At 72.0% G+C, this 25,414-nt stretch carries 20 protein-coding genes; 17 read left to right on the plus strand and 3 right to left on the minus strand.

Features of this window, described 5'->3' with window-relative positions:
* Positions 1-204: 204 nt before the first annotated feature.
* The 3 genes from AB0M08_RS11425 to AB0M08_RS11435 all read left to right on the plus strand — a co-directional run bounded on the left by AB0M08_RS11425 (position 205) and on the right by AB0M08_RS11435 (position 3,400).
* Positions 205-1,287, plus strand: a complete 1,083-nt coding sequence (locus AB0M08_RS11425) for a hypothetical protein (RefSeq protein ID WP_364491661.1) — start codon at positions 205-207, stop codon at positions 1,285-1,287.
* A gap of 100 nt (positions 1,288-1,387) precedes the next feature.
* Entirely contained in the window at positions 1,388-2,665 is a 1,278-nt protein-coding gene (locus AB0M08_RS11430; RefSeq protein WP_364491663.1) for a hypothetical protein, read from the plus strand.
* A 21-nt stretch (positions 2,666-2,686) separates the two neighbouring features.
* On the plus strand, positions 2,687-3,400 hold the full coding sequence (locus AB0M08_RS11435) for a hypothetical protein (protein WP_364491665.1): 714 nt from the start codon (positions 2,687-2,689) through the stop codon (positions 3,398-3,400).
* Between the two features lie 76 nt (positions 3,401-3,476).
* On the opposite strand, the gene AB0M08_RS11440 is transcribed toward AB0M08_RS11435, so the two are convergent.
* On the minus strand, positions 3,477-4,010 hold the full coding sequence (locus tag AB0M08_RS11440; RefSeq protein ID WP_364491666.1) for a hypothetical protein: 534 nt from the start codon (positions 4,008-4,010) through the stop codon (positions 3,477-3,479).
* A 233-nt stretch (positions 4,011-4,243) separates the two neighbouring features.
* On the opposite strand from AB0M08_RS11440, the gene AB0M08_RS11445 reads away from it, so the two are divergent.
* Genes AB0M08_RS11445 through AB0M08_RS11490 form a run of 10 tightly spaced genes read left to right on the plus strand, consistent with a single transcriptional unit; the run spans position 4,244 to position 14,838 of the window.
* The gene (locus AB0M08_RS11445) at positions 4,244-4,801 is read left to right on the plus strand and encodes a hypothetical protein (protein WP_364491668.1); all 558 of its coding nucleotides are present in this window, start codon (positions 4,244-4,246) and stop codon (positions 4,799-4,801) included.
* Positions 4,798-5,511, plus strand: a complete 714-nt coding sequence (locus tag AB0M08_RS11450) for a hypothetical protein (protein ID WP_364491670.1) — start codon at positions 4,798-4,800, stop codon at positions 5,509-5,511. The genes AB0M08_RS11445 and AB0M08_RS11450 overlap by 4 nt, the downstream gene beginning before the upstream one ends.
* Before the next feature lie 54 nt (positions 5,512-5,565).
* Positions 5,566-5,895, plus strand: a complete 330-nt coding sequence (locus AB0M08_RS11455; RefSeq protein WP_364491672.1) for a hypothetical protein — start codon at positions 5,566-5,568, stop codon at positions 5,893-5,895.
* A gap of 35 nt (positions 5,896-5,930) precedes the next feature.
* The gene (locus AB0M08_RS11460; RefSeq protein ID WP_364491674.1) at positions 5,931-6,686 is read left to right on the plus strand and encodes a hypothetical protein; all 756 of its coding nucleotides are present in this window, start codon (positions 5,931-5,933) and stop codon (positions 6,684-6,686) included.
* 1 nt (position 6,687) lies between these two features.
* Entirely contained in the window at positions 6,688-7,884 is a 1,197-nt protein-coding gene (locus AB0M08_RS11465) for a hypothetical protein (protein ID WP_364491676.1), read from the plus strand.
* Entirely contained in the window at positions 7,877-9,367 is a 1,491-nt protein-coding gene (locus tag AB0M08_RS11470) for an SCO6880 family protein (RefSeq protein WP_364491678.1), read from the plus strand. Before AB0M08_RS11465 ends, AB0M08_RS11470 begins: the two co-directional genes overlap by 8 nt.
* Entirely contained in the window at positions 9,364-11,175 is a 1,812-nt protein-coding gene (locus tag AB0M08_RS11475) for an ATP/GTP-binding protein (RefSeq protein ID WP_364491680.1), read from the plus strand. The genes AB0M08_RS11470 and AB0M08_RS11475 overlap by 4 nt, the downstream gene beginning before the upstream one ends.
* On the plus strand, positions 11,172-12,935 hold the full coding sequence (locus tag AB0M08_RS11480; RefSeq protein WP_364491682.1) for a TraM recognition domain-containing protein: 1,764 nt from the start codon (positions 11,172-11,174) through the stop codon (positions 12,933-12,935). The genes AB0M08_RS11475 and AB0M08_RS11480 overlap by 4 nt, the downstream gene beginning before the upstream one ends.
* 4 nt (positions 12,936-12,939) lie before the next feature.
* On the plus strand, positions 12,940-14,373 hold the full coding sequence (locus AB0M08_RS11485; protein ID WP_364491684.1) for a glycoside hydrolase family 19 protein: 1,434 nt from the start codon (positions 12,940-12,942) through the stop codon (positions 14,371-14,373).
* 9 nt (positions 14,374-14,382) lie between these two features.
* A complete protein-coding gene (locus AB0M08_RS11490) occupies positions 14,383-14,838 on the plus strand; it encodes a DUF4913 domain-containing protein (RefSeq protein ID WP_364491686.1) in 456 nt (151 codons plus the stop codon).
* An 84-nt stretch (positions 14,839-14,922) separates the two neighbouring features.
* Here AB0M08_RS11490 and AB0M08_RS11495 read toward each other — a convergent pair whose 3' ends face one another.
* The gene (locus AB0M08_RS11495; RefSeq protein WP_364491688.1) at positions 14,923-16,650 is read right to left on the minus strand and encodes a hypothetical protein; all 1,728 of its coding nucleotides are present in this window, start codon (positions 16,648-16,650) and stop codon (positions 14,923-14,925) included.
* 213 nt (positions 16,651-16,863) lie between these two features.
* Between AB0M08_RS11495 and AB0M08_RS11500 the strand changes: the two genes are divergently transcribed.
* The 4 genes from AB0M08_RS11500 (at position 16,864) to AB0M08_RS11515 (ending at position 24,546) form a co-directional block, all read left to right on the plus strand.
* A complete protein-coding gene (locus AB0M08_RS11500; protein WP_364491690.1) occupies positions 16,864-19,110 on the plus strand; it encodes a discoidin domain-containing protein in 2,247 nt (748 codons plus the stop codon).
* A gap of 1 nt (position 19,111) precedes the next feature.
* Positions 19,112-20,155 (plus strand): hypothetical protein, encoded by a 1,044-nt coding sequence (locus AB0M08_RS11505; protein WP_364491692.1) that lies wholly within the window; start codon positions 19,112-19,114, stop codon positions 20,153-20,155.
* Positions 20,156-20,527: 372 nt separating this feature from the next.
* Positions 20,528-23,707, plus strand: a complete 3,180-nt coding sequence (locus AB0M08_RS11510) for a hypothetical protein (RefSeq protein ID WP_364491694.1) — start codon at positions 20,528-20,530, stop codon at positions 23,705-23,707.
* Positions 23,708-24,000: 293 nt separating this feature from the next.
* The gene (locus tag AB0M08_RS11515) at positions 24,001-24,546 is read left to right on the plus strand and encodes a sigma-70 family RNA polymerase sigma factor (protein WP_364491696.1); all 546 of its coding nucleotides are present in this window, start codon (positions 24,001-24,003) and stop codon (positions 24,544-24,546) included.
* Between the two features lie 15 nt (positions 24,547-24,561).
* Here AB0M08_RS11515 and AB0M08_RS11520 read toward each other — a convergent pair whose 3' ends face one another.
* Positions 24,562-25,251, minus strand: coding sequence for a response regulator transcription factor (locus tag AB0M08_RS11520; protein ID WP_364491698.1), 690 nt, complete (start codon positions 25,249-25,251; stop codon positions 24,562-24,564).
* Positions 25,252-25,414 lie beyond the last annotated feature (163 nt).

Raw genomic sequence — 25,414 nt, forward strand, 5'->3', positions numbered from 1 at the left:
TCGATCGCACCGCCGGGCTTCGGGTGGGGGCCCCCCCTCACCCCGGGGGGGGCCCGCCCGGTAATCAACAACGCCGCGCCCGCCCCCCGGGGCCGGCGTCGCGGGGCGTCGGCCATGTCCGGCCTCCGCGTCGAATCGACACGGTGATCCGGCCGGCCGTCACCGGCCGACCGGATCACCCCGACAGGAACGTGGGGAACACGCGTGACTTCGCCGAACGCTGGCGACCAGCAGATCTACCGGACGGCCACGAAGGCGGTCCTCACCCTGCTCAAACGGGATCTCGAACCGCTTCAGCGGGAGTTTCCCGACAACACGAGCGTTCTGGGCAGGCGTGTCATCAGCGCGCGGGCCTACGTGTCGGCCGAGGAAGCCCAGACGCGCCAGGTCCGGCAGGACGCGCGGGCGGTGACCTGGCCCGCGGAGGGGATACCGTCCCGCGCGGCTCTGGGACGGACCTCGCGACGTCCCACGATGGCGGCGCGGAGCATGGCCACGCAGAGCTCACTCGCTGCGGAGGCGGCACACGAACGGCTCCGGGACCCGGCCGTACGGGAAGCGGCTCAACATGTCATGCACGGCATGATGCAGCACAACTCGATCTGGGCGCTGCAGGCGCAGGGCAGGCTGCCCAGCCTGGACCGGTATCTCAATCCGGAGCGTGCCCAGCGTTCGAACAACTCCCTCTCCGCGGACCAGGTCCAGGCCGTGCTGCCGCCACAGTCACCGGCCTCGGACCCGCAGCAGTCGCGGGAGCCCAGCCCGCAGCCCGAACGGCAGGCGCCGCCGCCCGTGCAGCAGGCGCCGGAGCCCGCGCCGCGGATGCCGAGCCCGGAGCCCGCGCCGCAGGCCCCGGTCCAGCCGTGGAACCCGCAGAGGCAGCGGCTGGTGGTGAACCCGCCGTCGCCGCCGCAGCAGACCTGGAACCAGCCGGCGCAGCAGCAGGTCTGGCAGCCCCCGCCGCAGCAGACCTGGAATCCGCAGGCCGCTCCGGCGTCGCCCGCCCGGGGTTCTGAGGGCGGCACCGGGTCGCCGTCGCCGCAGATCTCGCCGCTGCCCAGCCCGGAGATGCGGGCCATCGCCGCGAATCCCGGGCGCCTTCCCGCCATCGACGGCCTCTCGCCGCTCTCGCCGGCCACCGGCGGGCAGCTGCCGTTCGGTCGGGCGGCAGCCGGGCTGACCAGTACCAACGTACCCACGAGTGCCCAGAACAGCGCGGCGAACCGGAGGCCGGCCCCGCAGCCGGGACCGACGCCGCCGTCCCCGGCACCGGGCCTCGCGACGTAGCCGCGGTGACGCCGGCGAAATTCCCGGTGAAAGGCGCTGAACCGTGCCCCCGGACCGGCCGTAGAGCCTGGGCCAGCCGACCATGTACCGGAGGCCACACATGACCCAGCCACAACAGTCGAACGAATGGATGCAACAGGCGCGGATCGACGAGCGGCGGATCCGGCACGCTCTGCTGGCCGCGATGCGGGAGGACCTCAAGGTCCTGGAGCGGACCCGTCCCGATCTCGCGCCGCAGGTCACCGAGGCCCAGAAGGCGGTCAAAGCCTCCCTGCGCAAGGTCTTCAAGGACAAGCGGCGGGAGAACAGACCGGGCACCAACGTGTTCCGCATCTTCCGGAACACCAGCCGTGGTATCCGGAAGATCCATGACCACATGCCGTACCGGGCGATCAGCGCGACGAACGCGCACGCGCGGCTCATGGAACCCGACGTGAAGCCGATCGTGGCGCGGCACATGGAGTCCATGCGCCAGAACCCGGCGGTGCGCGCGCTCCACCAGGGCGGGCTCCTCCAGAACGTCAACCTGTACGCGAGCCCCACGGCCCCGCAGCAACGGGGCCTGCCCCCGCAGCAGCAGTACCCGCCTCAGCAGCAGTACCAGTATCAGCAGCCGCAGCAGTATCAGCAGCCGCAGCAGTCGGGGGTCGTCAGCGGCCGGCAGGAGTACTACCAACCGCAGCAGAGCTCCGCTCAGCAGGCCTATGCCCGGGGTGCGCAGCCGTACCCGCAGCACCAGCAGTACCAGTCGTACCAGCAGCCCGTCCGTCAGCAGCCGGTTCATCAGCAGCACGGTCATGAGCAGCACGGCTACCAGGATCAGCGGGTGTCGTTCCAGCAGGACTACGCGTTCGGCGGCAACCGGGATCACGTCTACGAACAGTTGCGGCCGCCGCCGCAGCAGGCGTACAACCCCCCGAGCCGGCAGCAGTACGGGAACGGGCAGGAACAGGGCAACAACGCCCCTCCGCCGCAGTACACCCCGCCGTCCCAGGAGTACCAGCTGCAGCAGATGCAGCGGAACACCTTCGGTCAGCCGCCCGCGCAGCAGCCGATCGACTACTCCCGGGTCAGCACCCCGCTCTCCGAGTTCGGCGCCGGTGGCGGGGTGAACGGACGTCAGTCGCCGGCGCCGGCGACGTTCCCGGTCGAGCAGAACAACAATCCGTACCGCGACCAGATGACGGCACCGGTCCGCCCCGGGCCGGGCATCGTGTCCCCGATCCCGACGCCGCCACCCAACTCGCAGTCGATCGCCGCGAATCTGAACAGCACCGTCTCCTCGCCGTCGAACACGCCCCGCCCGCAACGGACCGCCGTCTCGCCGCCGCCCGCGCAGACGCAGGCCCAGACCGCGGCCCCGGCGCAGGTGTTGTAGCCGGATCCGCCGGGAGGTCCGATGGCACAGCCGGGCGAGCACGATGAGCTGGACCATCGTGCGCTGCGGTCCCCACCCCACCGGATCCAGCTCGCGGTGATCGCGCTCGCCCGCGAGGACGTCACCCGGTACGAGGACCGGTACCGGGCGGAGCTGGCCCGGGTGAACCCCCGGCAGCGGCATCCGGTGCGGATCGACGTGGAGGCCGCCCGCGCGTTCCTCGACGAGCAGGAGAAGGTGGTGCGGCGCCGCCGCCGCCGGCAACGGGCCGGGGAGGGCTTCTCGCCGGGACGGCAGGCGCGGCGGGCGGTGGCGTGGGTGCGGGACGGCCTGCGTACACCGCTCACCGCCCGGGAGGCCGTCGGCCGGCTCGCCGAGCCCGGTGCCGTGAGCCTGGCCCGGCTGGAGGCGGCGGTGCTGATCTCGAACCCCGCGCTGAACCGGATCTGGCGGGCGGGTCAGCCCGAGCACGGGTCGGTGCGGGAGGGCGGGCACCTGAACCGGCTGCACCCGGTGCCCGAGTCCCGGCCGGAGCCGGTACGGCGGGACCAGTCGACGTACCGCGGTGTCGTCTCCGGCCCGCCGCAGCAGCCGCGGAGCCGGTCGTCGCGGGCGGCCTGGACGACCAGCGTCGTGAACCGGGGGATCGGGCGGGGCGGTCCGGCAGCCGGGCGGAGCCAGCCGCCCACGCCGCACCGGCACCAGCAGCCACCGGGGCAGACACCGAACCGTTAGCCCGGGTTTCGGGAACCCGACCGGGGCTGCGGCGTGGCCCAGAGCGCGCCTGGCAGCGTCCGCGCCGGAACCGGGACTATCGCGCCGGGGCCTGGCCCTGCTGCTGGGCGGGGGTGAGGGACGGGCCGAGGCCGAGGAGCGCCTGGATGAGCGTCTGCTTGGGGGCCTGCGGTTTCCGGACGCTCGTCATGTTCGCGGCCTGGGTGGCCAGGGTCAGCGCCTTCTGGGACACGAGCGCGTTCCTGGTCCACTGGTCGCGGTAGTTCTCCGAGACCAGCTTCTCGTCGTATTCGCGGCGGGCCAGACGGTGGCCGTTGGGCGTGGCGAAGTAGTCGCGCCGCTCCTGGAACATCAGTTTGTTCTCCTGGCCGGCGCGCTGCGTGTCGAACTTCGCGGCGGCCCGGAGCTGGGCGAGCTGCTTGGCCGTCTTCGGGTCCATCACCGGCTGCTTCGCGCGGGCCTTGGCGGCCGCCCCGATGCTGCGCGTCATCGCCGCGGCGGCCGCCACGTTGACGGCCGGTGGCTGGGCCAGGGTCCGCATGACCGGTGACGGCTGAAAGTTCATCCACGGTGGTGCCGCCCGGCCGGGCTGCTGAAGCGGTGCGGGCATCGGGTCTCCTCCAGGAATCGCCGGGTACGCCATGTACCACGTTCCGCCGGGCGCGCGGTTCGCCGTACGGTCGAAAAATTTTCGGAAGTCGGTTTGAACCGGGATATGGGGTCGGTCGTAAAGCTGCCATCACCGGCTCCGGGCTCCCGCCTGCCAATGCCCGGAGCCGGTGACGACAGACATTGAGCGCGGCAGGCGACGAGTCAGGCGAGTCAGGAAGGAGGCGGAGGCGGATGAGCATGCAACCCGGTGTCCTGTTGGGACCGCAGCCGCGGTCTCCCGAGACGACGGACGGCGGATTCCCGCGCGTTCCGGCGTACGGGAGCGGTCCGTCGGGGTGGCAGGGAAGCCTCTCCGAGGACGGGATCGGCTGGATCGGGGCCCACGGCGGGGCCGGCGCGACCACCCTGGCGACGCTGTTCGGTGGCACCGACATCGGCTGCCGGTGGCCGGACGCCGCGATCGGTGAGCCGGCGAAGGTGATGCTGGTCGGCCGGACCAACATGGAGGGTCTGCGCGCGGTCTCCCGGGCGCTGCTCGCCATGAAGGAGGGGCGGCACCCGTCGGGCATGCGGCTCAAGGGCGTGGTCCTGATCGCGGACGCGCCGGGCTCGCTGCCCGCCCCGCTGACCAGCCGGATCCGCCTGATCCGCTCGATCGCCCCGGTGCACCGGGTGCCGTGGATCCCGTCGTACCGGCTCGGCGAGGCGCCCAAGAAGCTGCCCCGCCAGCTGATCCGGCTCGGCGACGTGGTCGACACCCGGCACACCTCCGCGCGGGGTGGACGATGATCCGCAAGGCGCTGGCCGCGCTGCTGGCCGTGGTGGCCGTGATGCTGATCCCCGGTGTCGCGCTGGCGGACACCAAGCCCGCGCCGAACTCCCCGGGCACGTACACGGTGGACTTCGACTCGGAGAGCGCGCAGTACTGGTACATCATCTGTCTCAAGAGCACCACGACGATGAAGAAGTACCCTGCCGGCGGCGGTGACCGCAACTGCACACCCAAGTACGACGGGATCGCGGCGGACCGGAACAAGACGTTCCTGCTCGCCGTGGATTACACCGAGGGTGACAGCGTCTACGTCGACTTCGAGATGTTCATCATCGGCAGCGACTCGCGCACGGTGAACGACATCGACGTCACCGACGCGCACAACTGCGACTTCAACGGCCTCGTCTCCAACGGCAAGTTCTGGTGCGACTGGCCCAAGGGCGGCGCCGAGACCTACAGCCCACCCGCGATCGAGGCCTTCAAGGTCAACACGGCGGACCCGAACGACCCGGTGATGAAGCTGCTCAACCTGATCGCCTGGTGCGTCAGCGCCGCCGCGGTGGCGGGCCTGCTGATCACCGGCGCGCAGCTCGCGATGCAGCTCCGCCGCGGTACGGCCGGTGAGAAGGCCAACGAGTACGTCAAACCACTGTCGATCATCGCGGCGGCCTGCCTGATCGCGGCCTCCGCGGGCCCCCTCGTGCAGTGGTTCGGATTCGACCAGTGACAGCACGCCGGACCCCACACGTAAAGCCGGCGTACCACCTCTAAGGAGAACGACATGTCCATGCCCGACCTCTACTACCGCGCCCTGATCGCCCTCCCGGCCGAGGTCCCGCAGCCGACCAAGGGTGGCTCGGCGCCGAAGGACCTGGTCAGCGCCGTCAAGGTCGGCCTGAACCTGCTCGCCTGGGCGGGTACCGCGGCCGGCGTCATCGGCGTCCTGGCCTGCGGCACCGTGATGGCCATCTCGCACAAGCGCGGTGAGGCCTCCGAGCACATGAGCCGTCTCGGCCTGGTGCTGGCCGGCTGCGTCCTGGTCGCCGCGGCGGGCCCGCTGGTCAGCTGGTTCTTCAACGGCGGCTCGGACACCGCGGCCACCAACCAGTAGGTACCCGAACAGTATTCGTTGACGAGGCAGGCGTCATGAATCTACGAGTGGTGGACCGCGAGATCGACGACGATGACCGCGATGAGGACGAACGTCCCTTCTGGGAGCAGGGCCGGTGGCAGATGTCGGCCGCCTTCCTCTTCCTCGCGCTGGTCATCGGCCTGGGCGCGTACGCGTTCGGCGGCGACGACACCGGTGCCGGAGTGGCGGACTCCGGCCCGGTGATCGGGGGGCTCGGCCCGGACGGGTCGCGACCCCAGCAGTGCCGGACGAACGACGCGGTACAGACCCTTCCGACCACGGCGCCACGGGACGTCACGTGGTCGGATCTCAACGGTGCGCCGGTGCCGAAGTCGGCGTCGGCGGGCCCCCTGAAGACGACCGGCCCGCTGCGGTGGTGCTTCGCGCACACCCCGATGGGCGCGGTCATGGCGGCCAACACCATTCCGCGCCAGATGAGCGGGCCGGACTGGCGGGTGGTCACCCAGCAGCAGCTGGTGCCGGGACTCAGCCGGGACTACTTCGAATCGATGCGGGAGTCGATGAACGACCCCGCGACGACCCAGTCGACCACCGAGGTGATCGGGTTCGCGCTGGTGTCGTACACCCCGGACTCGGCGGTCGTGAAGATCCTGGTCCGCCAGGCCAACCTGGTGTTCGCATCGGTCAACTACACCGTCGACTGGGACGGCGTGGACTGGAAGCTCCGGGCGCTGAGCACCGGCGGCCTGTACGACGTGGTCGGCGAGGTCTACTCCACCGCCGGTTTCGTCATGTGGAAGGAGTCCTGAGATGGCGGGACAGTGCGTGAGCGGTGACGCCGTGTACATCGGTGACATCGGGCAGATCTCCGGATTCCTCTCCGGCGGTATCGACGGCATCCTCAGCAAGATCGCCGCCGCCATCATGGGCGCGGCCGTGGACCTCTTCGCCGACCTCGGCAACGTGCCCACGCTGGCCGGCTCGGACACCGGCAGCGACACCACGGCCAAGTCCATCGACGCCTCGATCCACCTGCAGACCAACTGGCTGACGGTCACGATCGCGGTGGCCTCGCTGCTGGCCGCGGCGTTCCGGATGGCCCTGGAACGCAAGGGCGGCCCCGGCGTCGAGGCCCTCAAGGGCATGGTCCGGATGATCCTGGTCGCCGGCGCCTCCTGGGCGGTGCTCAGCTGGGTCGCCGCCGAGGCGGACAAGTACTCCAGCCACCTCTACGACCAGGGCATCAAGTCACAGCTCAAACTGATCGCCAAGTGCAGCACGGACGGCCTGACCGCCTTCCTGCTGATCATCGTCGGCCTGCTGCTGCTGATCGCCGGCGTCGTGCACGTCATCCTGATGTACATCCGGCTCGGCCTGATGACGCTGCTGATCGGCACCCTGCCGATGGCGGCGGCGGCGTCGATGACCGAGACCGGCACCGGCTGGTGGCGCAAGCACATCGCCTGGATGGTCGCGTGGCTGGCCTACAAACCGACAGTCGGATTGATCATGTACGGCGGTGCGGCGATGATCGGCGCTACCGGGGGCGACGCGAAACAGTACAAACTCGCCGGCGCGGGCATCCTGCTGCTGACCGGTGTCGCACTGCCCGCCCTGATGCGCCTGGTCGTCCCGGCGATGGCCTCGTTCGGTGCGAAGGACAACATGGGCGGCGGCATCGCGGCCGCCGGTGCCGGCGCGGGCGCCGTGGCCAGTGGTGCCAAGGCCGTGCAGGGCGCGACCAACTGGGCGGCCGGCAAGGGCAAGTCGCCGAGCGGCTCCAGCACCCCCAGCGGTTCCGGCAGCACCCCCGGCGGCTCCGGTCCCGGTGGCGCCCCCGGCAAACCCGGTTCGGCAGCCCGTGCGCTCGGCGCCGCGGGCCGCGTGCTCGGCCCGGTCGCCGCGGCCGGTGTTGCCGCCGCCAACGTCGGCCAGCGGGCCGCGAGCGGTGCGGCCAGCCTGAACAAGCACGCGCAGGGCATCAGCGAGGGGGCCATCGGTGACTGACGCCGCGAACGCACCCACGTACGGCAACTGGCGCCGCCCCCGCAAGGCCGGTCTCGGCTCGCTGGGCCTGGTCGGCACCCTGGGCCTCTTCGGCGCCCTGGTCCTGGTCCTGCTCACCTCCCTCTTCTCGCTCAACGCGGCGTTCGTGGTGGGTCTCCCGCTCGCGCTGACGCTGGCCCCGCTCGCGGTCCGCACCCAGGACGGAAGGAACGTCTACACCATGGCTGGTGTCCGATTCGGCTGGTGGCGGCGCAAGTCCAACCGCCAGACCCTGTACGTCTCCGGACCGCTCTCGGCCCGCCCGGGTGGCCGGTTCCGCCCGCCGGGCCTGCTCGCCAAGGTGTCCATGCTGGAGGGGCGCGACCCCTACGACCGCCCGTTCGGCGTGCTGTACCACCGCAACCGGCACCTCTACACCCTGGTGATCAGCTGCGAGCCGGACGGCGGCTCGCTGGTCGACAACGACCAGGTGGACACGTGGGTGGCGCTCTGGGGCAACTGGCTCTCCCGGCTGTCGCACGAGCCCGGCCTGCGCGGCGCCTCGGTGATCGTCGAGACCGCGCCGGACCCCGGCACCCGCCTCGAGCAGGAGGTGATCGACCACATCGCGCCGACCTCGCCGAACGCGGCCCGTGCGGTGATGGAGGACGTGGTGGACGACTACCCCGAGGCGTCGTCCGAGATGAACACCTACATCACGCTCACCTACGCGGTGCCCGGCGGCTCGCGCAGCAACAAGCACGAGATCCTGAGCGACCTGGCGCTGCGGCTGCAGGGCCTGCTCAACGGACTGGTCGCCGCGGGCGGCGGCTGGGCCGAGCCGATGTCGGCGGAGCGGATCGCCGAGGCGGTCCGGGTCGCGTACGACCCGGCCGTCTCCCCGGACATGGTGGCGATCCGCGCGCAGCACGGGTCGACCGGCCAGGAGTGGGCGGACTGCGGCCCCTCGGCGACGGTCGAGACGGTCAGCCACTACCAGCACGACTCGGGGGTCTCCCGGAGCTGGCTGCTGACCCTGGCGCCGCGCGGCACCGTCCGCTCGAGTGTGCTGCGGAGCCTGCTCGACCCGGCGATGAGTATCCGCCGCAAGCGGGTGGCGCTGATCTACCGCCCGCTCGACCCGGCGACCTCGGCCCGGATCGTGGAGGCCGACCGCCGCAACGCGCACTTCGTGGCCAACTCGACCAAGGGCCTGGTCAAGGCCCGGGCGAGCGCCGAGATCGAGGCCGCCGAGCAGGCCGCCGCGGAGGAGGCGTCCGGCGCCGGCCTGGTGGAGTTCTCCATGGTCGTGACGCTCACCGTGGACTCGGTCGAGGACCTCTCCGACGCCAACGTGACGATGCGCAACCTGCTGGGCGCGACCCGGATCGCGATGCGCCCGGCCGACCGGATGCAGGCCGCGGCGTTCAGCTGCTCGCTGCCGACCGGGATCCTGCCGTGGGAGCAGTCGATGATGCCGCAAGAGCTTCAGGAGGCGCTGTGACGACGCCGTCGATCAACCCGGAGGCGCGGCTGCGCGACGTGGACCTCGGCGCGGGCTGGCCGCGCGGGTTCTCCGGATCCGCCAACGCCCTCTCCGGCCTGGTCGTCCCGGACCTGGACTCGCAGTACCGCGAGGTGGACGAGACCGGCCCGACCACCGCCCGTGCCATGAAGAAGCGGCGCAAGCTGGAGGAGCAGGCGCTGCTGCTGGAGAAGCGGCACATGCAGCGGATGGCCAAGCTCAACCGGGAGGAGTCGGTGCCGCACCGCGGCTCGTTCCTGCCCGGCGGCGGCCGGGTCAACCCGCTGGACGGCCCCACCCTGTGGCGCGCCACCACGGTCCAGGCCTGCGGTCTGTGGCCGTTCGTCTCCGGCTCCGGCGCCCCGATGACCGGGGTGCCGCTGGGACAGAACATCAGCACCGGCGCCACGGTCTGCGGCGACCCGTTCAACTGGTTCACCCGGGCCCGGTACATCTCCAACCCGTCGCTGTTCATGCTCGGCATGCCCGGTCTGGGCAAGTCGACGCTGATCAACCGGATGCTGATCGGCCTGGCCTCGCAGGGCGTGGTCCCGCTGGTGCTCGGCGACCTCAAGCCGGACTACGCGGACACCGTCCGCGCCCTCGGCGGCCAGGTCATCTCGATCGCCCGCGGCGTCGGCGGCCTGAACGTGCTGGACCCGGGCGCGACCGGCGCCGCGGCCGCGCGGATCGGCGGCGCGGCCGGCGCGGCGCTCTCCGCCGAGGCGCACGGCCGGGTGCTCAACATGGTGGCGGCGCTGCTGACCATCGTGCGCGGCCAGCCGATCAGCGACCACGAGCAGTCGGTGGTCTCGGCCTGCCTGCGGCACCTCTACGAGCGGACCCGCCCGGGCGAGACGGTCCGCCTGCCCCAGCTGCTGCAGGTGCTGGAGGAGGGCCCGCCGCGGGTCCGCCAGATCACCCTCGACCGGGGCCAGGAGTCGCGGTACCGGGACGCGGTCGACCCGCTGCACCGGTCACTGCTCGGCATCCTGGACGGCCCGCTCGGCGACACCTTCGCCTCGGAGAAGTCCACCAAGATCGACCTGGACGCCCCGGCGGTCTGCATCGACATCTCCGGCATCGGCGAGGCGGACAGCCAGCTCACCGCGGCCGCGATGCTCGCCGCCTGGTCGGACGGTCTCGGTACGGTCGCCGCCTCGCACGCCCTGGCGGACGCCGGACTGGCGCCCCGGCGCTGGTTCTTCACCGTGCTGGACGAGCTGTGGCGCCCGCTGCGCGCCGCGTCCGGCATCGTCGACCGCGTCGACGCGCTGACCCGGCTGAACCGTACCCTCGGCCTCTGCGACGCGAAGATCACCCACACGCTGAAGGACGCCGAGGCGGTCGGCACCGAGGCGGACAAGGCCAAGGCCCGCGGTTTCGTCGAGCGCGCCGGCATGGTCGCCTGCGCCGGGCTGCCCAAGGCCGAGATGCAGGACCTGGGCCGGGTGATCGGCCTGTCCCGCCGCGAGATCGAGCTGGTCTCCTCCTGGTCGTCGCCGCCCGGCTGGGCGCAGAACGGCACGAACGAGGAGCCGCCCGGCCGCGGCCGGTTCCTGATCAAGGTCGGTGGCCGGCCCGGCATCCCGATCAAGGTGGTCATCACCGAGACCGAGAAGCACCTGCACGACACGAACACCCGGTGGATCGCGAACGGCGACGCCGACCGGGTCCGCGCCGAGCGCGCCGAGCTGATGCGCGCGGTGCAGGGCGGCGACGTGCAGGAGTTCAGCGACCCGAGCAACTGGCCGACCGCGCCCCAGTTCGGGGAGGCCCAGGTATGAGCGGGGGCCAGCCGAACCAGGGCGACATCATGCCGTGGCTGATCCCGGGCATCGCGGGGATCAACGGGATCCTCTTCGGGGTGCTCTGGCTCGGCGGTACCGTCGGCGCGGCCCTGGCCGGAGGTGGCTGGGAACCGCCGCCGTCGAGCCTCGACACGTACCTGAACCTGCTGACCGGCGACACCGAGAAGGTCTTCCCGGGCGTCTCCTCGTTCGCCGTCTACGGCGGCGCGCTGCTCATGCTGCTGCCGGTGGTGGTCCCGATCGTCCTGGTGATCCGCAAGATCGCCGAGTCGGGCGGCCGGAAGAAGGGCCTGGCCCGTCCCGGCGAGCTCAAGTCGATGATGTCCAAGGAGATCGAGAGCCGGGCCCGGGCGCTGCGCCCGTCGCTCAACGGCATCGCCAAGCCGCACCCGGACGAGAGCGGCAACCTGCTCGGCGATCTCTTCCCGAACGGCCCCGAACTCCGCTCCTCCTGGGAGGACGTGGAGCTGGACCTGATGGCCCCGCGTGCCGGTAAGTCCACCGGCATCGCCATCCCGCGGGTGCTGCGCGCGCCCGGCGCGGTGCTGCTGACCTCGAACAAGTCCGACGTGTTCACGGTGACCCGGCAGGAGCGGCTGAAGGTCGGCCGGGTCTGGACCTTCGACCCGCAGGGCATCGCGTACGCCCAACGGGAGATGTGGTGGGACATCCTGGCCGACTGCGACACGATGGAGGGCGCGCGCCGGCTGGCCGGGCACTTCGTCAGCTCGGTCAACGACGACGCGTCCAAGAAGGACTTCTGGATCTCGGCGGCGCAGAACACCCTGACCGCGCTCTTCCTGGCCGCCTGCCGGGGCGGCGCGACCGTCCGTGACCTGCTGAGCTGGCTCGCCGACCCGGCCGACCGGGAGCCGATCGACCTGCTGCGCAGCGTCGGCCTGGACGCGATGGCCGATCAGTTGCAGGGTACGGTCCGCGGCGCCGTGCAGACCCGGGACGGCATCTACGAGACCGCCCGCCAGTGTGTCGCCTGCCTCCTCGACCCGGACATCCTCGCCTGGGTGACGCCCGACCCGGACCTGCCGCAGTTCATCCCGGACGAGCACGTGCTCAGCCAGGACACGCTCTACCTGCTCTCCAAGGACGGCGGTGGCTCCGCGGCCGGTGTCATCGCGGGCATCGCCGACGCCACCATCCGGGCCGGCGTGATCGCCGCCGAGCAGATGGGTGGCCGGCTGGACCCGCCGATGACCGCGATCCTGGACGAGGCGGCCAACGTCTGCCGGATCGCCGACCTGCCCGACCTCTACAGCCACCTCGGCTCCCGGGGGATCAGCGTGGTCACCCTGCTGCAGAGCTACCGGCAGGGCGTCCGGGTCTGGGGCGAGGCCGGCATGAACGCGCTGTGGAGCGCCGCCACGGTCAAGCTGCTCGGCGCCGGTCTCGACGACGCCGACTTCGTGGACAAGGTCGCCCGGCTGGTCGGCCAGCACGACGTCCGGACCCGCAGCTACACCAGGAGCAAGGGCGGGAACTCGCGGTCGACGTCGTACCGGCAGGAGCAGGTGCTGCCGGCGGACAAGATCCGGGCGCTGCCGAAGGGCACCGCGCTGCTGCTCGCCACCGGTATCCGGCCCGCGATGATCAAGCTGCGCCCCTGGTACAAGGAGCCGAACGCGGGCCCGATCAACGAGGCGGCCAAGGCCGAGGTGCACGACATCACCTCGCGTGCCGCGCTGGCCTGGCAGCACCGCTCGCCGCGACGGGTGAGCTGACCCGATGGCCGGAGTCGGTTCGGCCGCGAAGGCCACGGCGAAGGGCGCGAAGGGTGCCGCCTCGGCGGCGGCCAAGACGGCCGACACCACCAAGGCGGTCTTCAGCTTCGACGCCACCAAGATCCTCTGGATCCTCGCGTCCTCGATCGGGCTGCTGCCGTTCGCGTTCATGGCGTTCATCGCGCTGATCGTGATCCTGGCGATCATCTCCATCCTGGGCAGCCAGAGCAGCACGTACAACCCCGATCCGAGCGCGTCCGGCCTGCCGGCCAACGCGCAGAACATCATCGACCAGTACGGCGGGGACGGCACCGGCAAGTTCAAGAGCTCCGCGGTGCCGGACCAGGACCTGGTCGACATCATCAAGAAGGCCGCCAAGAAGTGCGACCTGCTCACGCCGATCATCCTCTCCGCCCAGATCGAGTACGCCTCGAACTGGGACGCCACCAAGACCGGCGACGACGGCCGCAAGGGTCTCTCCCAGATGACCACCGCCGAGTTCGAGAAGTACGGCGAGGACGACGACGACAACGGCAAGATCTCCCAGCTCGACGCCGCGGACGACATCTACGCCCACGCCCGGTACTTCTGCTTCCTCGCCACCGAGGTGCAGAAGCTGATCGACAAGAAGGCGGTCCTCGGCGACCAGCTCTCGCTGACCCTGATGGCCTGGAACACCAGCCTCACCAACGTCGAGGCGTACGGCGGCATGGTCTACATCGACGTGGCGAGCTACCCCTTCCAGCTCCGGCAGCACTTCGCGAAGTACACCGGCGAGGGCGAGGAGACCGACGACGACTCGACGGACACCACGTCGACCGGCTCCGGGATGCTGACCGAGGCGACGTTCAACGAGTTCTTCTCGGGCAAGAGCTCCTTCTACACGTACGCCGGATTCACCAAGGCGATGGCGAAGTACCCGGAGTTCGCCACCACCGGGAGCGACGACACCAAGAAGCGCGAGATGGCGTCCTTCCTGGCCAACCTGTACCACGAGTCCGGCGGACTGGTGTACACGGAGGAGCTGAACCAGAGCGTCTGGGGCAACTACTGCGACAGCAGCCAGTCGTACGGCTGCCCGGCCGGCCAGACCGCGTACCACGGGCGCGGGCCGATCCAGCTCAGCTGGAACTACAACTACAAGGCCGCCGGCGACGCGCTCGGCGTGGACCTGCTGAACGACCCGGACCTGGTGAAGAACGACGAGACCGTGGCGTGGGAGACCGCGCTCTGGTTCTGGATGACCCAGCCGGGCTCGACCTCGGCGCACAGCGCGGTGGTCGGTAACCTCGGCTTCGGCTCGACCATCCGGATCATCAACTCGATCGAGTGCAACAACGGTCATCCGGACCAGGTCGCCGACCGGATCGCCGCCTACAAGCGGATCACGAAGATCCTCGGCATCGAGCCCGAGGACGACGCGGCATTGACATGCTGAGGACCTGACATGACACAGATGACCGACGACACCGGTCAATACGGGCAGGACACCACCGAGCAGTTCGTCCCGGAGGACGGCGGCCAGCAGGATCCCCAGCCGTTCTTCATCCTCTACCTGGACGGGCCGGAGTACATCGAGGAGCTGCGCCGGCTCTCGTTCTGGGTGGAGAACCTGCTGATCCCGGTGTACGGGGCCGAGGTCACCTCCAGCTCGCCCTGGTGTCCCCGGTGGCGCGAGCACCCGGAGGCGATCGCGTACCTGCACGGCCTCTGGCTGGCCTGGCAGGAGCGGACCGGACCGAACGCCCAGCAGTCCGATCCGGCCTCGTGGCACCAGAGCTACCTCTGGCCGACGATGGACAAGCTGCGCGACCCCAACGGCCCGTTCGCCGGCTGCAAGGCGGGCGGGCACCGGGCCAAGGAGCGCCCGGTCGTCGAGCCGGACGAGTTCTTCCAGTACTGATACCGGTCCCGCAGGAAAGGCTGAGGGGCGGTCACCATCCGGTGACCGCCCCTCAGTGTGTGCCGCTCAGTGTGCCGCTACGGGTCAGAACTCGGACTTCTCGATGAGCGCCCAGTCCTGGTCGTCCCCACTCAGGCAGGTGGAGAGCGCCAGGCGGAGGTCGTTCTTCTTGACCGCGGTGCCGGGCAGGTCCACGCAGAGCCCGCTCGCCACGTTCTTCAGCCAGTAGTACTGGAAACCGGACGTCTTGCCGGTGACCGTGGGCTCCAGGCGGAAGTACTGGTTGTCGTCGTCGAAGCAGTTGCTCTCGTTGAGAGCGGTGTCCTTCGCCACCGAGCCGAGGCCGGGCGGGTCGATGCAGTAGTTGTCGTCGGTGTTGCGGATCCAGTAGAGCTGGTAGCCGTCCGCGTCGACCGCCCGCGGTACGAAGTTGAACTCCTGGTTGTCGGTGCCGGTCTTGGCGCAGGGGTACTGGTTGACCGGGCCGTCCGGGCCGTCCGAGGGACCGTAACCGGGCAGGTCGAAGCACATCGAGGTCGCGTAGTTGTAGATGAAGTACGGACCGTACGTGCTCTTGACGTTCTCCGCCTTGACCGCCGGCTGGTTGGTCCGGGCCGGGGTGGTCGAGGTCTCCGCCGCCGGGGTCTTCGACGAGGTGGCCGGGGCGGGCGCCGAGGCCGAGGCGCTGGCCGACGCGGACGCGGATGCCGACGCCGACGCGGAGCCGCTGGCCGAGGCCGAGCCGCTCGCCGACGGGGTGGACTTGAGCCGGGTGTCCAGCTGGTAGTACGTCGTGTACGAGGCGACGTTCTTCAGCCACGCGATGGTGTTCGCGTCGTAGGTGCCGCCGCTCTCGCGCACCGCGTCCGGCCCGATGTGGAAGGCCGCCAGCGCGAGCGTGTACGGGTCACCCTCCAGGTTGGAGAGCTCGGTGATCAGGCCGCAGATCGCGGTGCCGACCGCGGGGATGGCCACCTCCGGGTCCCAGGCGTCGGCGTCCGGGTTGCCGTACCGCTTCCAGAGGTCCTCGCGGAACTGGGTGATGCCCTGCTCGCCGCCGGCGCCCAGCAGGTTCGCGTTGAACCCGGAGGAGGCCATCAGCAGAGCGGCCGCGGCGGCCGGCGGGAACTGCTGGCAGATGCCGCCGGCGGAGATCACCGACGTGAGGTACTCGTCCGGCACCGGCTTGCCCGTGGTGGCCGTCGGGGTCGGGGTGGCGGTCGCCTTGGTGGTGCTGAACTCGGGCTGCCGCGCGTAGTACGTCGCGTAGCCGCTCACCGTGTCCACGTAGTCCTCGGCGGACTCGGGCACGCCGCCCGCCTTGACCACCGCGGCCAGGCCGACGTCGAACGCGGCCAGCGAGAGCTCCCAGGAGTCGCCGGAGATCCCGGCGAGCCGGATCTGGCCGCTGAAGTCGCAGACCTGGTGTGCCAGCGCCAGGATGTTGGCCGAGGCGTTCGAGCGTTTGGCGCTCGGCCACGGCGACCAGGTCTTCCAGTCGGTGGCGTCGAGGCCGGCGATGCCCCAGCCGCCGGTGTCCGACTTGGCGGTGGTGGTCTTCATCCCCGACTCGGCCATCAGCTGGCCGGCCACCCGGGCGCCGGTCAGCACCGGACAGGCGCGCGCGGCGGTGTTGATCGCCGGGAGATAGTCGTCCGGGATGTCGCTCCCGGTCAGCGTGTTGTTGTCGGCCACCGCGACGCCATAGCCGATACCGGCGGCGACGGCGGAGAGCACCGCGAGGCTCGCGATGACGGCGGCTGCCGTGCGGCGGCCGAGCGCCTCGTTGAGTTTCGGAATCGGTATAGCCACAGGAACCGCGCCCTTCTACGCAGCAGCATCGTCATCACGACGAACGTGAACTCCATTTGGTTCATGAAAGTGCGGAAAATCTGCGAGGTTTCTCGCTCGTCGTCCCTGAACAGCCGCCGGATACCCGTCGTCATACGGGTGTGACTCGGAAAGGCGATTGAGGGGTCGGGTGACATCGTGGCGAATTCGTCACAAAACGCCGCTGATAAGCCGGTGGGGTGGCTTACCGACGGCGGGAAGTGGAGCGGGGTCGGCACCGCTCTGAACTGGATCGGCGATCGGCTGGCGGTGGTCGGGCCCGATCCGGGCGGCGTGGTCGCGGCGGCGGCCGCGGCGCTACCGGCGGAATCGGACATGGTGACCGTCATCGGTCCCCGCGACGGGAGCGCGCCCGACGACTGGTCGCTGATGGAGGCGGTGGTGCCGATCGCGGTGCCACCCGGCAGCCGTGGCCGGCTCGCCGCGGCGGGCGCCGGTGAGCCCGGCCTCGGTCTCGCCGCCCGGCTCGCCCGTGAACTGACCGCCACCATCACCGCCCCCTTCGGCGACCTGGTCCTGGTCCCGGGCGGCTCGCTCTTCGCGGTGGACGGTTGGCTGTCGTACGACGCCGCTGGCGAGATGAGCCCGGCCGGGCGCCGTACGCCCCGGCCGGACTGGGAGGAGGCGATGGACGACCTGGCGCGCACGGCGAACAGCCTGGTCGTGCTCCCGATCCCGGCGGGCGTCTGGATCTACGCGGGTGCCGTCGGCGATCCCCTGCCCGGCCTCGCCGATCCGGCGTACGGCGTACCCCAGGACGGTGACCGCCCGGTGGTGCTGATCGGCCGGCCCGGGCACCCGGAGCCCTCGCCCGACGAGGTCGCCGCGATCGTCGCCCGGCTGCCCCTCGCCCTGCGCCACCGGGTGGTCTTCGCGCCGTACGGCTACGCCGAGCACCCCGCCCTGCCCGCGATCGCCCTGGCCCGGGAGATCGAGGCCCCGGTCTGCGTCTCCACCGGCCTGCCCGCCCTCGCCGTCGACGGCCGGCTGATCAGCGTCGCCACCGACGGCCCCGAGCCGGAGTGGTGGGAACCGCTCGCCACCTGCCTCAGCTTCCCGCCCACCGGGCCGGCCCGGCCGGTCGGCGACGTCCGTGAGCTCGGCAGATACCCGATGGCCGGCGAGCGGGTGTTCCGCCTGAACGAGCAGTGGGTGGCCGAGGTGACCCAGTCCGGGCTCTGGGTGCGCTCGCCGCACGACGAGACCGGTGCCGGGGTGGTCCGGGACCACCCGTGGAAACCGTCGCTCCTGCGGATCTTCGTGGGCCCGCCCGGCAACCCGCCCGGCCACGAGGTGCTGCCGCTGCTGGGCGCGCTGATCGGCCGGATGCCGCCGCAGGCCCGGCGCCGGGTGGAGATCGCGCCGGAGCGGTTCGCGGTGGCCGCGACCGACAGCGTCTCCGGCGACGAGGACACCGACCCGCGGGGCGTGCCGCGCAGCGGGCCGCTCGACGCCGTCCAGCACCCGATGGTCCTGAGCGACGTCTCGGCCTTCTTCGGCAGGCCGCCGCTGCCGATCGTGGCGGTGCCCCCGATCGTGGCGGTGCCCCCGGTGGAGGCCGCGCTCACCGCCCCGATCGCGCTGCAGACCGTGGTCGCTCCGATCGAGCAGTACACGGCCGAGTTGCCGGCCGCGCCGTTCGCCGGGGAACCCCCGCGTCCCCGCCGGGGTGTCTCCCCGGTCCTCGCCGCGGTCGCCGTCGTCGCGGTGGTGGTCGCCACCGCCGTGGTCCTCAACCGCACGCTGCCCGACTCGGACACCGCCCCGGTGGCCGTGGAGACCGCCGCGCCCTCGATCACCGCGGACGACGAGGTACCCGGCACCACCGGGACCAGCGCCGCAGCCCCGCCGGCGAGTGCGGTCCCGGCCCTGCCGAGCAGCCTGACCACCACCACGCCCGCCGCGGCGGCGGTCGAGGCGGCCACCGCGAAGGCCACCACCGCGGCCGGTAGGACGAAGGCCACGACGTCGCCGGCGGCCACGCCCGCGGCGACCACCACCACGGTCGCGGGACAGGTCAACACCGGCGGCGACAACCTCGCCCTCAACGGTGACGTCACGGTCTCCAGCACCGAGCCGCCCGGTACGTTCCGGGCCTCGAACGCCGTCGACGGGGACGAGGAGAGCCGATGGAGCAGCGAGTTCGCCTCGGACCCGGAGTCGATCTCAGTGGACCTGGGCGCCCTCTGGCAGGTCTCCTCGGTACGCCTGCTCTGGGAGTCGGCGTACGCGACGGCGTACCACGTGGACGTCTCCGCGGACGGCTCGACGTGGCAGACGGTCTACCAGACCACTCGCGGCAAGGGCGGTGACGTGGACATCTCGGTCAGCCAGGTGCCGGCCCGCTACGTGCGGATGGTCGGCACCGCCCGGAGCAGCGACAACTACGGCTACTCGCTCTACGAGTTCGAGGTCCGCTGAGATGAACGACTACGCGGCGGCCACCGGGGACCAGCGGCTGCTGATCCTGAGCGCCGGGGTCGGCCTCTCCTTCCTGCTCATCGTGGCCGCCGTGCTCATCCTGCGCGGCGGCCGGCCGGACCCGGTCCCGGCACCCGTCCCCGCACCACTCCTCCCACTCCCCGCCGACCCGGCCGATCAGCCCACCGTCGCCCTGGACACGGGGGTGGGCTCCGAACTCGCCGGCCGCCGCGAGTCCCACCGCGTCACGGCCCCGCCCGCCGCCGAGCCCTCCCCGGCCTCCCGGTGGCCCTCGGCCACCCCGGCGACCGTCTACTTCGAGTTCCCGGGCACGATCCCGCAGAGGCCGGCACACCCACCGGCGACGACCCCGGTACGTCAGCAGCCGCGGATCGCCCCGATCGGCTACGACGGCCCGTTGATCCCCCTGCACCACGACGACCGGATGGCCCACACCCTGCAGGAGGCCGCACCGCCCCCGCCCCCGCCCCCGTCGCTGTCCCCGGAGCCCTCGTCCCCGGAGCCGCCCTCCCGGGAGAAACCGGTGACCGCGGACCTCGTCGCCGGCGGCATCCGCATCCAGGTCTCCCTGGTCGGTGTCACCGGCGAGGGCCCGGGCGCCCCGCACGGCTGGCGCGACCCGGCCCGGCCGATGCCCGCGGCCACGCTCCCGGTCGACCTGGGCGACCGGAACGGCCGTCGCCTCTACCTCGACCTGAACCGCTGCCCCGACGCGCTGACGGTCTCGGCCGCGCTGCCGGACGGGGAGGCGTACACCCTGCACCTCATCCGCCAGGTCATCGACCACGGCTACGACGTCGCCATCCTCGGGTACGACATCTTCACCGCGTCCATCCCGCAGGGCTGCCGCCGCGTCGCCACCATGACCGACGCCTGCGACTCCGGCTCACCGGGCATCGTGGTCAGCGGCCGCCTCTCCGGCCGTGACCTCGCCACCGCCCGGGCCGCCCGCGCCTCCGGCGGCCCCATCCCGGTCCTGATCGGCGACGTCCCCCGCGCCCGCTGGTCCGTCCGCCTCCCATGACCCCCGCGCCACGCCCCGCGTCACACCCCGTGCCGCACCCCGTGCCGGGCGCCCGGCACGGGCACCCCGCGCCGGGCCGGCCCGGCACGGGGGTGGCGCGAGGCCGTGCGTGGGCACGCGAGCGGGGCGGCGCGAGCTTTTGGCTGGCGCTGAGGGGTGTGTCGAGCGGTGCGACACACCCCTCAGCGCCGGCCAGAACCGGGAGCGGGCGTGATCAGCGACTCGCGCCGCAGCGCCCCGGGCCGTCTAGAGTGGGCAGTCTGGTCGCGCCGGAGCCACGGAACGAGGGAACAATGAGCGGCCCGGAACGAAGCGTGAGCAGTCCGCGAACGGGATTTGAGCAGTGGCGGCGTGGGCAACGTTGATCGGAGTGTGGGAACCAGCAGCGCCCCGAGCGGCATCAGCGCCCCGGCCACTCGATCGCCCGGCCCGGCGATGCTGACGCCTGAGCGCCCGCCGGCCGTGCGCCGGCTGGACGGGCTCTTCGACCTGGAGTTGCGGCCCGGGCCGGACGGCGGGCTGCGCCCCGCGCGGGGCACCGAGGTGCTGGCCGACGCGGCCGCGCTGGCCGACCTGGTCCGGCGCAGCGGCGGCGCCGCCGACGACGTGCGGATCCTGATGGCCGGGGGCGAGGATTACGAGCCGCTCTTCGCCGGGCTGGCCGGGATGCTCGGCCGGGACGTGCTGATCGGGGACGGTTCCGGGGGCTGGCGGGTGCTGCAGCCACCGGCGATGGCGACCGACCTGCCGGGCTGGTACGACACCGGCGGGCCGGAGACGACCGCCCGTACCGGAATGGTCTGTCTGCCGTTGCCCGGTGGCGGCGTGATGCTCGCGACCCGGGCTGACTTCGTGGCCCGCCGGGCGAGCGCGGGCTCACTGCTCGACGGGCATCCGGAGCTGACCACGATCGGCGCCGCGATCCGGACCGGCGGGTTCGTGATCGGCGACTACACCGGCGGGCACGAGGTCGCGGACGGGGTCCGGTTCTCGGCGGCCCTCGCGGCGCTCCCGCTCTACGGCACCGAGGTCCGGATGTGGGTGACCTGGCCCTCCGACCCGGACGAGCAGGAGCGGCTCCGGACGAACCTGCACGAGTTCGCGGAGATCAGCGGCGCCATCGTGTGGGCGCCGGACCCGGACGCGAGCGTCGGCGTGCTGGACAGCTGCCGGGATCTCGCGGTCTCCACCCGGGAGGGCGGCCAGGCGACGTGGGACGCCTACGGCCCGCCGGCCTTCGGGGCGCCCCGGTTCGCGTCGGACGCGGACGGCCGCCTCTCGCCCGCCGCCGAGCCGGTCACCATGTCGACCGGGGGCGTGCCGCTGATCAGTGTGACGGCCGAGCGCTGGCGTGCCGCCGCCGACCGCTACGAGCAGCTGAACGTGCACCCGGGCCTGTTCCGGCTCGATCTGACCGTGCTGCCGGACGGCCGCTGGGCGGAGATCCACTCCGACTCCGGCCCCTACGCCCTCGGCCCCCTGGAGCTGCAGAAGAAGCTGCGTAACGCGGGCTGGCAGGGCGAGGACCTGATGGTTCTGGCCGGCTACCCCGATTCCGCTTCTCCAGGCTTTCTCCGGTACGGCGAGAGGCTGATCGGCGGACTCCGCGCGGAGGTCTGGACGCTGCCCGCCGGAGCCGACTTCACCGTCCTGGACGGCGTGCCGGTGGCGGTCGACGCCCGGGGTGCCCTGGTCGAGTGGGAGTGCCTGGTGGGGGAGGGGGAGCGGCGCTGGGAGAGCCGGAACGGCGTTCTGGTCTCCGAGTCCTTCCCGGTCCCGGGCGCGGCGCCGAGCGCGCCCAGCGCCCCGGTCCGCAAGGTGGTGCGCCAGAGGTCCACCGGAAACCCGGCCCGCCGCCGCACGGTCCGCCCGATCCGCAAGCCCGGCCCGGTGCCCTCCACCCCGGACACTCCCGTGGTCCTGCCCACCCCCGCGGCCGACGGCAGCTTCGAGATCGGTCCGGTACGCCGCCTCCCGGACTGGAACCCGGTCGCCGAGGAGGGCGCCAAGGTCCCCGCCCCGGTCTCTCCCGCGTGGCCGCTCCCGGTGACCCACCCGGCGCTGACGACGCAGCCGCCCACCCCGCCCACCCCGGTCCCCCCGCCCACCCCGGTCCCCCCGCCCATCACGCCCACCCCGGTCCCCGGATCCCCGGCCCCGGTCGCTTCCGATCCTGCGGTCCCGGCCCCGGTTCCGGTCCGTGGCACCGGCGGGCCGGAACCGACGATGGTCCGCGACGTCCGCCGCCCCGTCGAGTCCCACGAGGGCAGCCGGGGCGCACCGGTGGCCCCGGCTCCGGTCACCCCGCTGCCCGCCCTCAACAGTCCGGGTGTGCCCCCACGCCCGGTGGCGAGCCCCGCGGCGGACCCGCTGGTGGACCCCCTGGAGCAGGACTCCGGGGCCTATCCCCTCCTGGCCGGGCCGGAGCCGGCCCCGCTCCGCGACTTCGACGGCGGGTCCGGCGCGTTCCCCCTGGTCGACGGCGACTCGGGCGCCTACCCCGTGCTCGCCAACGAGTGGCACTCCGACGCGTACGCCCTCCCCGTCGTCGACCAGATCCTCCCGCTGTCGGCTCCGGGCACCACCCCGGCGACCCCACCGTCCATACCCGGCGCCGGGGAGCAGCGGCCCACCGAGGCCGACCCCGGCGACGCGCACTGCGGTCCGGCCGGCGCGCTCCCGGTCGACACCACCCCCGAGCTGACCACGCACCGCCTGCGCCTGCGGCACGGCCTCTACTGGCTCGCCGACCGCCCGCGGGTCAACGCCGAGCCGGTCGACCTCTACGTGGTCTGCTCCGGCGATCCGGCCCGTGCGGCCGGTGAGGGCGTCCGGACGCCGTACCTCTTCGCGATCGGCCGCCTCCAGCCGCCGGTCTCCACCACCCTGCGCCGGGACGAGAACCTCCTCCGGGTACGCGTGGCCCCCGGCGGCGCCGTCGACCTCTCCTCGATCGACGTGCACGTGCCGCCGACCCTGCATCTGCTGCTGGCCAGCCAGGGGGAGTCGTACCTGCTCCCGGGCGGTCTGCTGGACCGGGCCACGCTGCTGGACGGCTGGACCGGGCACCCGTCGGGCGGGTACTCGGCGCGCGAGCGGTTCACCGGTGACCGTCCGCTCCGGCTGCACAGCGCGGACGCCCGGCACGGTGTCGAGGGGCTGCCGGGCGACGTGCCGCGCTGGCCCCGGGCGAGCGACGACACGGCGTACACCCTGCTCCCGGCGCCGCGGGTGGCCGGCACGAACGGTGCGATGGCGCTGCTCTCGGCGAAACCGCGGGGCCAGGCCGGGCACCGGCTGCTCCAGCTGCAGGTGCCCCGGCGGCGGGCGATCGACGTACGCCTGGCCGCCCGTCAGCTGGGCAGCCTCTCCTCGATCCAGACCTCGGCACCGGAGCTGGCGGCCCGGGACATCGAGCTGATCCTGCCGGTCCGCGAGTTCGAGAAGGTGACCGTGCGGCAGGTGCTGACGCCCGCCAAGTTCGGCTGGCGCGCGGTGCCCGGCACCGGCGGGATGAGCCTCCCGGAGTTCCTCGCCGGCGATCGTCCGTAGCCTCCGGGGCCCACGCAGTCCCAAAAAAACGGACCTGAAGCCACGTGTAACCAAAAATATATCGACACCTTCGGTAGCTCTCCGGGTGCCCAAAGTGTCGATCATGGACGATTTGATACGTCCTGTGACCTGCGGAAACACGTGCCGTCACGAAACGGGCCATAACGGGGCCTCCCTGTGGGTCCTTATGGGTCTTTGGGCTCAGTCGCGCGGGACTACCGGGTGGTTACCGTCCACGTCATCGCAGGCCAGGGGAACCGCCGGCGATGCGCAGACGGCAGAGGAGTACGGCGATGAGCGTCATGGTGTGTGAGAAGCCCACGGTCGATCCGGCGGTTCGGGAACAGCGGATGCGGGTCCTCTTCCAGGCCAACGCCGCGCCGCTGCGGCAGTACCTGGTCCGCCTCACGCACGGCCAGCACGAGTCCGCCGAGGACCTGCTGCAGGAGGCCATGCTGCGGGCCTGGCGCAAGATGGACGAACTGCCGGACGACGCGATCGCGCTGCGCCGCTGGCTCTTCACGGTCGCCCGGAACCTGGCGATCGACGCGGTCCGGGCGAAGATGGCCCGCCCCGTCGAGGTGTACGGCGAGAGCGGCGTCTGGACCACGCCGACCGAGGACGTGGTGGACCGCCTGCTCGACCAGCACCTGCTGCGCGACGCCCTGCTCCGGCTCTCCGCCCAGCAGCGCGACGTGCTGGTCGCGCTCTACTGCCGGGACGCCTCGGTGGCCGAGACGGCGGCCGGGCTCGGCATTCCGGAGGGCACCGTCCGGTCCCGTTCGTTCTATGCCCTGCGCGCCGTCCGCGGCCTGCTGAACCGCAGCGACCGCAACTGAACCGGTAAAGTCCGTTCAGGCCCGTGCGGCGGCCAGGTGCCGCATCGCCTCCGCCCGCCCGCGTACGCCGATCTTGGCGAATCCCCGGCTGAGATGGTTCCGGACGGTCTTCTCGGTGACGGTTAGCGTGTCCGCGATCGCCGCGTTGGAGAGCCCCTTGCCCAGCAGGTCCAGCACCTGGCGTTCGCGCCGGGTGAGCCGCGGCCCGGGGTCGCGCTCCACCGGGCCCGGACGGTTCACCGCCTCGCGCATCACCTTGGCGGCGGCCGAGGCGACGATCGGCGAGAGCCAGGCGAGCCCCCGGGCCACCGCGCGAACCGCGCCGACCAGGTCGATCGGGTCGAAGTTGTCGTAGACGAGGTACCCGAGTGCCGGCTCGTGCAGCAGCGAGGCGACGACGTGCGGCTCGGTCGCGGCGGTCAGCAGGATCACCCGGGAGTACCGGGAGAGCGCCTCGACGCCGCCCCGGGCGGCCATCCGGTCGTCGATGAGGATCACGGCGGGCCGCAGCCGGTCCGCCTCGGCCGCGGCGGTGGCGGCGTCGCCGGTGACCGCGACGACCCGGACGTACGGCGGCTGCTCCAGCAGGTACCGCATGGCGGTCCGGCGCGCGGTGTCCGGATGAGCGATGAGGACATCGATCGTGGCCGGGTCCGATGCGGAACAGGCGCGCGATGCCGTTCCGGTGAGGGGCTCGACTGGCACGTGCACGCCTTCGCTGTCGGACGTGTGGCACACCGCCGTCCGGCGACCGGGCCACCGCGGGCTTTGCCCACTGCCAACACGACGTGCCACCACCCCGCCGAGTTCACACCTTTTCAGGAAACTCAGTTACCTGTTTCTTCCGTCGCAGGTCCCGGCGCCTCGC

It is taken from the genome of Actinoplanes sp. NPDC051851 (assembly GCF_040681165.1).
Lineage (GTDB): Bacteria > Actinomycetota > Actinomycetes > Mycobacteriales > Micromonosporaceae > Actinoplanes.